The 12,896-nt window shown below is 44.2% G+C and carries 8 protein-coding genes and 2 tRNA genes; 9 read left to right on the top strand and 1 reads right to left on the bottom strand.

Features of this window, described 5'->3' with window-relative positions:
• The first annotated feature begins 380 nt into the window (after positions 1 to 380).
• The 9 genes from RMY63_RS25985 (at position 381) to RMY63_RS26025 (ending at position 12,335) form a co-directional block, all read left to right on the top strand.
• The gene (locus RMY63_RS25985) at positions 381 to 590 is read left to right on the top strand and encodes a hypothetical protein (protein ID WP_322731465.1); all 210 of its coding nucleotides are present in this window, start codon (positions 381 to 383) and stop codon (positions 588 to 590) included.
• 209 nt (positions 591 to 799) lie between these two features.
• Positions 800 to 3,616, top strand: a complete 2,817-nt coding sequence (locus RMY63_RS25990) for a pre-peptidase C-terminal domain-containing protein (RefSeq protein ID WP_322731466.1) — start codon at positions 800 to 802, stop codon at positions 3,614 to 3,616.
• A gap of 696 nt (positions 3,617 to 4,312) precedes the next feature.
• On the top strand, positions 4,313 to 6,145 hold the full coding sequence (locus tag RMY63_RS25995; protein WP_322731467.1) for a hypothetical protein: 1,833 nt from the start codon (positions 4,313 to 4,315) through the stop codon (positions 6,143 to 6,145).
• Positions 6,146 to 6,332: 187 nt separating this feature from the next.
• Entirely contained in the window at positions 6,333 to 7,472 is a 1,140-nt protein-coding gene (gene gshA / locus RMY63_RS26000) for a glutamate--cysteine ligase (RefSeq protein WP_322731468.1), read from the top strand.
• 393 nt (positions 7,473 to 7,865) lie between these two features.
• Complete coding sequence (locus RMY63_RS26005) at positions 7,866 to 8,327, top strand: tRNA (cytidine(34)-2'-O)-methyltransferase (protein WP_104908475.1); 462 nt, start codon at positions 7,866 to 7,868, stop codon at positions 8,325 to 8,327.
• Positions 8,328 to 9,137: 810 nt separating this feature from the next.
• Positions 9,138 to 11,444, top strand: a complete 2,307-nt coding sequence (locus RMY63_RS26010; protein ID WP_322731469.1) for a peptidoglycan DD-metalloendopeptidase family protein — start codon at positions 9,138 to 9,140, stop codon at positions 11,442 to 11,444.
• Between the two features lie 166 nt (positions 11,445 to 11,610).
• A tRNA-Met gene (locus tag RMY63_RS26015) sits at positions 11,611 to 11,684 on the top strand.
• An 81-nt stretch (positions 11,685 to 11,765) separates the two neighbouring features.
• Complete coding sequence (locus RMY63_RS26020) at positions 11,766 to 11,900, top strand: hypothetical protein (RefSeq protein ID WP_322731470.1); 135 nt, start codon at positions 11,766 to 11,768, stop codon at positions 11,898 to 11,900.
• A 362-nt stretch (positions 11,901 to 12,262) separates the two neighbouring features.
• Positions 12,263 to 12,335 (top strand) — tRNA-Ala (locus RMY63_RS26025).
• 255 nt (positions 12,336 to 12,590) lie between these two features.
• Here RMY63_RS26025 and RMY63_RS26030 read toward each other — a convergent pair.
• Positions 12,591 to 12,842, bottom strand: a complete 252-nt coding sequence (locus RMY63_RS26030; RefSeq protein WP_322731473.1) for an aldo/keto reductase — start codon at positions 12,840 to 12,842, stop codon at positions 12,591 to 12,593.
• Between the last annotated feature and the right edge of the window lie 54 nt (positions 12,843 to 12,896).

Genomic DNA, 12,896 nt, shown 5'->3' on the forward strand with positions numbered 1-12,896 from the left:
ATCGTGTTCGCGCAGCGTCTCCTTCAGGAGAAGGTTGTCATTGGTCATTGGTCATTAGTCATTTGTATTTCAAAGGACAGATGACTAATGACAAAGGACGATCTAAATGCAAAGATGTACAATCTAGACGCGCATCAGCTTATCCAGTCATCTGCATCATTTGTGGCAGTTATACTGATGAAATCAAGTCCCTTAGATGGCGTCATTTCTTCCTAAAATTCCAGCAATAGAGAATTAAATTTTTTCCTCTTGCCCTTGCCAGCAATCTCATTCTCTCTTTCCACTTGATGAAATCCGATGCATTTCTGGAAAAGAGATTGTGGCATGTGTAGTCTAAAGCAAATATCACTTGATGCTCAATTTAGCTCAAGGGGGTTTCTATGATCGACCGCTTTGTAAATCTAATTTTTATCGATTCCTTCGCCCTAGCAATCAACTTGACGTTTGGTACATTGCTTCGTACTAAAATCTGCAATTATTCATGGGATGGAGTTGTAAGTGATGAGCTTTCAACACCAGAAAGTATTGTTAATTCTTCTGAATCACCACCATCATTGGAGAAGGTAGATACAAGCACTCGGATTTCATAAAGCCTGCCTGCTATTGTTGTCGAATTACTTTAGTTGAGGTTTCACGTAATTTGTAAAGATTATTGAAACTTCATCTTTGCTATATCAAAAAAGCCTGAAAATAACATTACTTTCAGGCTCCTCATGAAGCTTGGCAGGCTTTCACGAATTGTGTATGCATATTTGCTAGTTTTTTCTCCCTGTATATACTTATTTGGAAAATTATTCAGATGACAGAACCTAACAATAACTTCAATGAAGCGACAGTTGTTCCTGACATTTATCTTGAACAGAACTTCTATACAAGTGACTCAGTTAGTCCAACTGATTTGGATGATTACTACAAGTTTTATACCCTCTATGGGCCGTCAACTCTCTACGCCCCTCTGAATGGCTTGTCAGCCGATGCCGACATCTATCTCTACGATCAAAACCAGAACTTAGTTGCCAGTAGTACCCTCAGCAGTAACCAGAGCGAGACGATCAACGCTTCGCTACAAGGCAATCAGTACTATTACATTAAGGTACATAGCTACAACGCATCGAATACGACGAACTATGGGCTGTACCTATACAACGACTATTCTGGCCCAACCTTAGCAACAGCAAGGGATATCGGCACCAGTTGGGGTCAAAGCAGCAGTAAGTATTTGGCTTATAACAAGATTGGCTGGCAAGACTATCTCGATTATCGCGATAACGTCGATGTCGTGAAGTTTACGATGGAAGCTCCTGGCACTATCAGTCTGCGGATGAAAGACTTCACCTATACTGGTGGGTTGCAAGCCAGGATGCAATTGCTCGACTCCAGTGGCAACGTACTCCAAACGGTCTCCGGTACGGTGGGCAACGGTCTCAATGTCGATCGCTACTCTGCCCCTGCTGGCATTTACTATGTTAAGTACACCCAGACTTACGGCTCCGACCCGTACACTCTCCGCATCGTCACTGATTACGCGGGTGACGTTACTGGCACAGCACGAGACTTAGGCAACCTCAGCGGCACTAGTCGTCGCTTGTACGACATGGTAGGAGGCCCATCTGGGCCAACCTATGAAGATGCTAACGACCTTTACAAATTCACCCTGGATAAAACATCACCGATCGATTTACGGTTGGACATCGATACCTTTGCCTTCCCAACTCCAACCTTCGATGCCGATTTACGCCTCGCTCGGGACACAAATAACGACGGGTTTATTTCCTCTGGAGAAGTCTTCCTCTCATCCTCAAACCCAGGAGACGATCAGCTCTCAACCACATTAGGGGCAGGTACTTATTACGTTCAAGTGGTGCCAAATGGAGCTTATACCAACTATCAGCTCGATCTAGATTCAGACTTCGATGCTGTTAACAGCGATCCACAGCCGTATAACAATCTATCAAAGGCGCGATCGCTCGGTGCTTTGATTGGGGAGACGCCCTTTGATTTGGGTGATGGGTTTGGCATCAGTGCGGGTGATTTCTCTGATTACTTCAAGTTCACGATGACCGCTGCTGGTAAACTCTCCGCTTCAGCATTTAATAACCCCTACTACTCTAGAACTAGCCAGAATCCCACCCTGTCTATTGTCCGAGACTCGAACAATAACCAGCGGCTCGACGCTGGTGAAACAATTACGCCGTTTAGTGTTGGTTCCCTGACCGCAAACTTGGCAGCAGGAACGTACTTTTTGCATACAAATGGTACCGGTGAACAGGCCGCCTATAACCTGCGACTGGTCTCAGACTACGCTGGAAACACCTTAAGCACAGCCCGCCCATTAGTAGCGATCGCTGGAGCAACCCCACCTAACCAAACTTTTCAGGACTATATCGAACAATTCTTCGATGCCTCCAGCGATGTCAACGACTTCTATCGTTTTGATCTGCCAAATACTTACGAAGTCACCCTGAACACGACGGGCGTTGCTGGTGAAGACTTATCGCTTTCATTGATCAAGGATGTCAACAACAACAATGTGATCGATGCGGGTGATATCTTGGCGACATCAAACGCCTTGAACTCGCCTACAGAAACTCTCTCACGAGTACTTGGAGCTGGTCGATATTTTGCCAGAGTCCAAGGAGTTAATGGTTCCACAAACTACACGCTGACCTCAAAGTTCGTCAGCCCGAGTCAAGATCCTGATGACACGATCGCTGAAGTTCAGAATCGTACAGGAAATATCAAGACACTAGGTCAGTTCGCTGACTTTTCCTTGAATCCACAAATTGATGTCGATCTGGTCAAGTTTACTGTCTCTGCTGGGCAGCGAGTCGGATTCGATGTGGATTCTCGCAATGGGTCAAACCTCAACACTTATCTGAGGGTCTTCAGTTCGAATGGCACACAACTCGCAGCTAACAACGATGGAGCCGCGCCCAGTGAAGCCTCTAGCCAGTTCTCCTACTTGGCTTATACATTCACTCAGGCGGGCACATACTACGTCGGCGTGTCGTTCAACCCGAATTCCAATTACAACCCGGTGACAGGTCTTGGTGATGTAGCTGGTTCGGGGGCTACAGGAGATTACCGTTTAACCCTCAACAATCTTGGACTAGTGTTAACCGGCGATGGTGGGAACAATGCGATCGCTGGTGGTAGCGGCAACGATAACCTCAGTGGGGCTGGGGGCAATGACACACTCACTGGCGGTGCTGGCAATGACGTACTGATTGGTGGTACTGGTAATGACCTCCTGGTTGGTGGTGCCGGAAATGATGCGCTAACCGGAGGTGATGGGGCAGATGTTTATCGGTTTACATCTGGCAGCGATCGCCTGGATACGATTAATGGTTTCAGTGGCTCTGGTGGCGACAAGATTCAGATATCTGCTGTAGGGTTTGGTGGGGGATTAGTCTCAAGCAGCTTAAGCTCAGACCGTTTTCGTTCCGGTGCGGGTATTACCACAGCAAACACGACAACCCAGCGGTTTATTTACAATACGACGAATGGAGCTTTTTTCTTCGATGCTGACGGCAGCTTAGGCGGATCTGCACCATTACAGATTGCCGCCTTGTCTGGCAATCCTGCTCTAAGTAACACCAATATTGTGGTTATGTGAACTACCACACGCTGACCTACGGTACAGTGTGGGCTTCCCAATTCATTGGCAATCGCCTTTAGGACTCCGTAATCCTATTGGTCTTACATTGCCTCCAAGGGCAGGAGTCCTGGTTCCCAAGACCCATAACTTTTTCTTGCAACCTGTGCCTATGAGCTTGGTTTTCGCTTACGGCTGTGAGAGGAGAGTCAAGATGGTTCAAGTTTACCATAAGAAGTTGCTCGTTTCGTCGCTGTCCCCCTCCCTCGCGCTAAGAAGGCGGGAACGCTACGCGAACATTGGTCAGGGGACGCTCCTCAACTCACACGCATTCATCTCATCGCTCCCCTTCGGGTGAGCGAGAGGCTTCTGCTGGGGAAGCTAAATGCCAACGATGATTTGGATAAAGATTTTAGGGAGAGAACCCCAGCTGCTCAATTAATTGGTATACAAAAAATAAACAAATTCCCTTGGCGGCTAATGAGCCGCCAAAATATTTTGGAAATACCTGCGTCATTGCGAGTATGGTTCGCAATAATAGTAAAGGAGATATGAGATTTGCCAAGAAGCCAGAACGAGTTAACTTTGCTTTTTTTCACGCTCACAAACTACTAGTAATTGTGGGTTTTTATTCGCTATTCACTCAGCAGAGTGGATGAGTCGGGAGCATATGCTCCAATGTTTCAAATATCGTGCGTCTACATGGAGGTTTCGTTGATGTTTCTCGCCTCTTCTGCTAAACCGATTGACGACAATCTCAAAAATTTAGTAGACGAAATTGAAGCGCAAAGTCCTAGTTTCTCTGTTTTAGTAGCGCGTCAATTCCGTTATAGTTTGCGTCAAACTCCGGTAGAGGTAAATATCAAAGAACCACGTCAGTTTAATGTACTCGAAGAATTTATTATCCGCGCTGCAATTGAATTTCAACCTCCGCCAACAGAAGATGAATTAGCCTCTGTACTTGGGCTTGATTCTGTATTTATTAAAACTACTACTGCAACTCTTCGTTCCTTACAAACTCTATCATCAACATCACCGCTAACAGTTACTCCTGAAGGTCGCTCATTTTATGAAAAAGGGTCTGTACCACAGCCGCCATATCCTATACAAATTAATGCGATTACAGACCCTTTAAGTAACAAGATAACTTTTCAATCTGAATCCTTAAATGAGACAGCAATAAATTTGCCTGACTTGGCAGACTTTCTCACTATTGATAATACAATTACTGATATTGCTTCCTTACCCCTTGAGGAAATTCAAAAAAGTATTCAAGCTTCCGGTTTAGCACTTCATCTGCCAGAAGAGGGAAAAATTGTCACTTCCTGCAAAATGCTAGCTTCAACTCAAAAAATTTGGAAAAAGATATCACTTTTCGTTATCTTTGATGCTCTTAAAGAGAAATTGAGTATCCAAATAAGAAATGGAAAACAAGTTTTAGAGTCAGCATCAAATTGGTTAGAATTTTTACACACTGAAGGTAAAATCTCTTTGCAAGTATTATGTGAATTGTCAACTGAAACCATCAATTTTGAACGTGAAGCCATTCTCAAGTATAAAAATCCTAAAATAGAAGCTAGACTCGAAAATATTCGCCAAAAGGCGCTAAAAGCTGCCACAGTAAACAATCTAAAAATAGACAATTCTATAGTGGCAGGTGAAGCTATACAGTTACGCGATAGGCAAAATTATCAAACTTTTCTAGAAGTTTTAAATTCGGCAAAAAGTCAAGTTATGATTTACTCTCCGTGGATAAACCAGGCAGTTGTCAATGAAAAACTTCTAACTCTGTTACAGAAATTAGCGAATCGCGGAGTATCGATTTTAATTGGATATGGAATTTCGCGGCGACAAGAAGATGAAGATAAACCAATTCCATCAGAAGTAGAAAAAAAACTTCGAGCGATAAAAACACCTGATGGTTTACCATCTGTACAGATTTTTTGGTTGGGAGATTCCTATATCAAAGAAGTAATAGTTGATCAACAAATCCATCTTTGTGGATCTCATAACTGGCTATCTTATCGCGGCGATTACCTACCACTAGGCGAGTCAGTTTATAAAGTGACAATTCCCCATCAAGTCCAGGAAGCTTATGAATTTCTCGCTAATCGCTTCCAAAATCACGCTCAAAAATTATGGCAAAATGCTCTAGTAAACCGCGATTATAAACTGGCTGTAGAGTCTTTGTGTGTGTGGGGTGCGCTAGGTATGGAAGATATTGCACTCCAAAAGATAGAGCAAAATAACTGGCTGGAACTTCTGCCTGTATGGTTGAATGTAGCACTTCAAGGATTAAGGTCAAAGAATATACAACCTGATTCAGCAAGTTTTAAAGCAGCACTTTCGTTGCTGAGTCAAGTTTCTCTTGAAGAGGCTTTTATTGAGCAATTGCAAGAGAAATGGCGTCAAGTTATCAGCGCGATCGCAATTAACAATCCCGAAACTGCTTTCAACTTACTTAGTGATGAAGTATGGGCGCAGTTTATACGTCTCAAGATTGTTCAAGAGAGTGATTCACCCAATGGTTTTATTTTATACCGTAATTAACCCACACTAGGATATTTTTCATACCTCAATAGTAATAATTTATCGGAAGACAGCCCAGAAATATACCGTTTGATTTCGCGGGAATTGGCAATTAAATGATTCTTAACCTTTGATTGACTTAAAGATAGATCCAGAGACTCGTCTTATTGGATACAATTTATAGGCAGAGAGAGCCGAGGAGAACAAGGTGGTCTTATTAAAAGGCTTTGAGATTGAGATGTACACTGGCACGCCTCAAGGTGAAATCGTCGGTCTCTCCGACAAAATTGTTGCGGCTTTGGATGGATTTATGCGGGAGCCAGATAGCCGCAACGTCGAATACATAACCCAACCATCTCACAATTACGAGAATTTATTGTGTGCCTTGCTGCGCCCCCGGCGGCAGTTGCGAAACTACCTCAATCGTTTGGGCGATTACACCTTAATACCAGGGAGTACTTTATCTTTAGGTGGGGGCGATCGCTTTCTCCGTTCCGATCCAGCAAACCCCTATCATGACTTCATTGAAAATACCTACGGCACAAAAGTAGTCACCGCTAGCGTACACATAAATATAGGCATCAGCGACCCAGAAGTATTAATGCGGGCGTGTCGAGTCATCGGTATGGAAGCACCTCTATTTCTTGCCCTCAGCGCTTCATCTCCCTTCCTGGATGGCAAAGCTACTGGCTATCACTCCACCCGTTGGGGCGTCTTCCCACAAACGCCGAGTCGTGTGCCCTTATTTGCCAGCCACGCCGATCATATTCAGTGGGTGGAAGATCAACTCGTTGCCGGAACCATGCAAAACGTGCGGCATTTGTGGACATCAGTGCGACCAAATGGCGATCGCCGTCCATACAACTTGAATCGCCTAGAATTGCGAATTTGCGATTTAGTCACAGATCCTATTGCCTTACTAGCAATTACTGCCTTATTAGAAGCGCGTTTGTTGCAAATAATCGAAAATACCAGCATCGATCCGTTAACCCAAAGTACTTTCTCTGCTGAAGAACTTGTGACTCTGACTGCTGACAACGAAGCTGCTGCTGCTGCTAGTAGTCTTGATGCTCAGTTAAGGCATTGGCAAGATGGCAGAAGCATTGTAGCCAGAGATTGGATTGCCGAAATTTACCAAGATGTTTGGGCGATCGCCAAGCAACAAGGTTTTAGCTGTTTCCTTTCCCCTTTGCAGAAAATCCTCCGCGAAGGCAATGAAGCTCAACAGTGGTTGCAATTACATGCAGTCGGTTTTGACAGCCAGCGCGTCATCACTCAGGCTATTATTGCCACCCAAGAGCGCGAAATTGAACTCGAAGACAAATTATGTTCGTCTCTGCTGGGTTAACTCAAAAGGGATTGGGCATTGGGGACTGGGGACTAGGGACTGGGGACTAGGGAGAATTATTGAACAGGTTTTTTCCTTCCTTGTCTCTTCCCAATCCCCCATGTCCCATGCCCCTATCTCCTGTCTTCATACAAATGGTAGATTTTATTGCAGTCACTACCATCCCTAAAATACATAAGTACTTACTTTTTCTACACAAAACTTAATATTTACCGATTGTAGCCAAATATCCTCTCAGGCATTGCTCTGGGATGATTTGTACTTCGTTTTAAAAATCTAATCGGTAGAGGATGCTTGATTATTATTAACAAAACCTATGAATAGCCTCTGTCTTTTGGTAGATTTAACATTGGCAATAAATTGTTTTTATACAATACTTAAATTGTACGGATAATGCCTCAGGTAGTTTTAGTTAACCCGCAGATACCTCCTAATACAGGTAATATTGCCCGTACTTGTGCAGCTACGGGTACAGAGTTGCATTTGGTGGGCCCTTTGGGGTTTGAAATTAGCGATCGCTACCTCAAAAGAGCTGGCTTAGATTACTGGCCTTATGTCAAACTACACTATCACGAATCCCTCGAAGCCTTTAAGACCTTACATCAGGGGCGTGGCGGCAGATGGTTGGGTTATACGGTTGGTGGAAATTGTAATTATGTAAGCTTTCAGTTTCAACCTGATGATTGGCTACTGTTTGGTAGTGAAACCACGGGCTTACCACCAGCAATTCTGTCAGATTGCGATGCTACCCTGTATATTCCCATGAGCCAATCGGGGGTTCGCAGCTTGAATCTGTCAGTAAGTGTAGCAATTGGCTTATTTGAAACCCGTCGTCAGTTAGGCTATTTACAATAGTTGTTTACAATATTTGTTTACATTCCTAATTATAAGTGTATTTACTTATAACTTTTCTAGAAACTTATTAGACGATTTATTTCTGACTGCAAAAATTTTCTGGTGACAGCAATAATATGTAAAACAATATACCAAAAATTGGGTTTATTGGTAAAATGTAGTGGAAGATACTTACAAGTATAGTAAGGTTATTATAAGAAATTTGTATATAAAACTTGGGATATTGCCAAATTTGAATGATAGATTTTGATGAATTTAAAACATCCTAAACTAGGAACAAAACCGCTAAAATCCAGTCATGTCTTACATTTGAGCTATTTTGGTTCAAAAAAAGGACAGAAATCAGCCCAAAAGTAGTCGATAGTTAATACGGTTGTTTTTTAGGGAATAATCAACGTAAAGTCTCGTGTTGAGAAGACGGATGGAGTAGAAATATCTTGAAGATATCTACAGCAGGGGGCATAACTTTTCCAGAAGTCGCCGCAATTTAATTTTCAGCAGCGACTTGGACTTGGCAAATAGTTTGTCCAGTCCCCGCAATTGACGCAAGACAAGCGCGGATAATGGTAAAGAGTAAGATCAATCGTCCTAAGTGGTGTTAGGAGTGGTTCGGACAAGTAAACACAAGCAAAATTTAACTTTTGCTAACAGATGTGAACTTGTCTAAATCAGAGAAGCAGGTTAATCTTGCGTAAGCATCTCTGGTGAATGTGATCTCGATCTATCGTTCGTTGTGATCTAAATCATTGACTAGATATCCAGCTGAAAAGTCGAGGTCAGTTAAGCGCTAGTGATCATAGGAGGTCGTCTTTGAAACGAGCATTGAAAAAGAGAGTAAAAGCTGTGTTGAACAATACCCCCAGCAGCGATGATGCCCCGGTAGAACTGCTAAATCTGATGAATCCAAAAGTTAACAGCCCGGTGCGGAGAAAAGCGGCGATGATTGGCTTGGCAATCTCTATGGGAGCAACCAGCCTTTTGGTGACTCGACAAAGCGATCAAGCCCAAGCAGCGGTGCCAGTAGGCAGCCAAAAGGCAACTTCAGCGATTCCTGCTGTTCCTCACACCGGAGTGAAATTCGCCTCCACAAAGCTAGAGTCCCAAGCAGTCTCATCAGTGAGCGTGCCGGAAAATCCTGTAATCGTGGAACCAACGGCAGTCTCACAAGTCCCTGGGCTTGAAGCTAAATGGCAAGTCGCGGCAAGTGGAATATCTTTGCAAGTTCCTGCATCAAACACGTTTTCTCAAACAACAGCAGGTTATAAAAATTCTACTTACCTGAAGCCCAAAGTGGCACAGGGATTGAACAATACCTTAGCCGAAACTAGTTTTCCAACAGTCAAGAATCTGTCTGACTATAGTGCTGATGGTGTTGATAGTATAAACGCATCACTAACTGCCCAGCCACAAACAGTGGCAACATCTGGGGCAGTCAACAGTGAAATAAATGCACAACTGAAGGCGCAACAAGAGTTCGCACTAAATCGCTTACAAGAAAAATCGAATCGGTTAAGAAAGAGTCTGGCGCAGTTGCAGTCTGGAGAGACCAAAAATTTATCACAAGCTGATATAGAATTGGCACAGCCGACAACTGTGGTTGAGAAGACTACATTAGCAGCCCAGTTAGACACTTCTAGCGATGCCAGCCAAACGAACCTGATATCGAAGTTAAAACATAAGACACAGGCAAGAGCATCTGTACCAGCAGCACCAGTAATTATTGCCTCCTCGACACATAGAGCCTACGAAGTTAAGCCTGGAGATACACTAGCAGCGATCGCCAATAGATACAACACTTCAGTATCAGAACTAGTTAAAGCAAATAACCTCAATAATCCCAATGAACTGCGAATTAGTCAAAAACTAGTTATTCCTGCTGTTCAAATTCCTGCTGTTCAAGTTGAGGCAACTGTAGCGAGTCAGCCCACTTATGTAGAGTCTAGCAAAACTCCTGATGTTGCTACCTCCCCTTTGAATATTGGTAGTGCTAACTCATATCTACCTAGTTCACCATCACCAACTATTGCCGACAACAGTAGCGTTGCCGTCCCTACACCGGTAACTGTACAGATTCAGGCAAATAGTACGACCGACTTAGAAACTGCCCCCTCCAGTGCTAAATCTTATGGTGTCGGTGGTGATATTGCAGTGCCACAAGCTTTTGCCGAAATGCAACAGCCTAAAACACCAGCGAATAGGGTAGCAAGGGGAAACAATAGCAATAATGACCGTTTGCAGGGCTTACAAGCGGAAATCCAGAGGTTACAGCACAAATATCGCGCTCAACAGTCTGGTAACTTAGTTGAGCCGGCAGTAGCGATCAAAGCAAATAATGCTGCTATGCTCACTCCTATTTCTACGCCCAATAATTTCAGCGTACCTAACTCTGCATCTAGACCAAATAGTGTAGCAATACCTATTCCAGTTCCGACACCGATTCGGGCTAACTATAGCATTCAGCCAATTAAGTCCCAATTCCGTACTACTGTACGCCCTACCGAGCCAGTAAATCCAGATTTCTTGCCCAATCTAGGTTCTGCTAGCCAGTGGACTCCCTCTCGCACTCAATCTGCCACAAGGGTAGCAACGCCTCTAGGAAGAGTAAATGCCTCTGACTCTCTAGGAAAGATGCGAGGAACCACAGTTTCTCCACAGGTATTACCGCCTTTGGCAGCAGTGGATCAATATCTTCCCAGACCCATTGACGAACTTACACCTCCTCCATCTTCCTCAACCTTAGCTTACACCTGGCCAGCAAAGGGCACTCTCACTTCTGGGTATGGCTGGCGCTGGGGTAGAATGCACAAAGGAATTGACGTTGCTAACTCCACTGGCACGCCAGTTGTCGCTTCAGCTGAGGGGACGATACAAAAAGCTGGTTGGAACAATGGTGGCTACGGCAACCTCGTCGAAATCCGCCATCCTGATGGCAGCACGACTCGCTATGCTCATAACAGCAAAATTCTGGTGCAACCTGGTCAGGCAGTACATCAGGGAGAAACAATTGCTTTAATGGGTAGCACTGGTCACAGTACTGGACCACACACCCACTTTGAAATCCATCCATCAGGCAAGGGTGCTGTTAACCCAATAGCTATGTTACCGCAACGCCTATAATTCTTGGCTGTCTGTAACTAAATTATTGCCTTGTTAATTGAGGGAGTCTACCTCCCTCTTCTACTTTCTATTATCTCAATAGGGATGAAAGTTCTAACAGAATTGCAAAAGGAGCTAGTTTTGAGCAAATTTCTATGCTATATTGATTAATGATTTTGAAAAACATGGCTCAGTAGCTCAGTTGGTTAGAGCACGGGACTCATAAGCCTGGGGTCGTTGGTTCAACTCCGACCTGAGCCACTTTAAAAGTACGATAAGATAAGGGTTTAAACTTCTAGTCATCAATAGTACTAGGGATCTGAATTTCTATAGAAGTCTCTTTTGACTATTGTGCATTCACAAATTAATGTCGCTTTTTCACTAATTGGTGTCGAAATTCAAGCTGTTACTAAGACTGCGATCGCAGTCAAAGGATTCATCCCAGCCTGTGGCATAAGCAAAGTTTTCATTCCATAGTAACGCTGCAACTCCTTGTGCGATCGCTTATAATAACACCTGCTGATTTTTGAGGCGTGGTAAGTACAGGTAACACGCTAGGTACTCCCATAACTTCTTATTTTTGCATTACCGAGGACTGGTTCCCTTTTGGTTCAGTATTTCTTTAGCTCTGATGCGGGCTTTAGTTTCGCTTTCCTTATTTTTATGGGGATGTTGTGGCCCCATGACAAGCAACCTTACGGCCATTTGATCCGGAACATCTGCAAAATAACTTAATATAGTTGTCTTGACTTAACTTGTATAAACTTGCATAATGATTAAACTAATACAATTTATAGAACTAATTAGTAAGCTTAAAAAGCTTACCTAGTAAGGGTTCTGGGGTTATAGCGCAGTTGGTAGCGCACCTCAATGGCATTGAGGGGGTCAGCGGTTCGAATCCGCTTAGCTCCATTATTAAAACTTACTTACTCATCGGCTTCCTGCGCGAGCTTCTTCAGTTTCTCGTGGCGGCGCGGGTAACTGAACACTACCTCATGCCCCGCACGGGCGAAGAGCGTCGCGAGTCGGCCTACGCATCAATCCCGAACCTAGAATGCCAACTCGCATACTGCTCTCCCTCGTCTATCGCTGCCAGCTATCTGCCTTGCACGTGTTGCCTTGCTTAGTGAGCTACCGAATGCAACCAAAGAACACATTTTTTGCCGTTCAGCGACCGGTCATTTGCTCCAGCTTTTCGGGATACCGAGCCCCTTGTACCGCGATCTTGGAGGCGGCGTCATCGATGTCACGCAGATCGTCGGGCGTGAGTTCGACTGAGACTGCCCCGATGTTTTCGTCCAAGCGATGCAACTTCGTGGTGCCTGGGATCGGAACAATCCACGGCTTCTGAGCAAGCAGCCAGGCGATCGCGATCTGAGCCTGGGTCGCCTGCTTCTGTTGGGCGATGCTGCCGAGCAGATTAACCCTCTTTTATCACTCTCGACAAAGTATAATTAGGAGCGATCGCAAAAA

It is taken from the genome of Nostoc sp. ChiQUE01b (assembly GCF_034531255.1).
Taxonomy (GTDB): domain Bacteria; phylum Cyanobacteriota; class Cyanobacteriia; order Cyanobacteriales; family Nostocaceae; genus Nostoc.

Excerpts from the sequence above, each read along its gene's own strand:
- RMY63_RS25985 (WP_322731465.1), top strand. The coding sequence starts at position 381 with ATGATCGACCGCTTTGTAAATCTAATTTTTATCGATTCCTTCGCCCTA.
- RMY63_RS25990 (WP_322731466.1), top strand. The coding sequence starts at position 800 with ATGACAGAACCTAACAATAACTTCAATGAAGCGACAGTTGTTCCTGAC.
- RMY63_RS25995 (WP_322731467.1), top strand. The coding sequence starts at position 4,313 with ATGTTTCTCGCCTCTTCTGCTAAACCGATTGACGACAATCTCAAAAAT.
- RMY63_RS26005 (WP_104908475.1), top strand. The coding sequence starts at position 7,866 with ATGCCTCAGGTAGTTTTAGTTAACCCGCAGATACCTCCTAATACAGGT.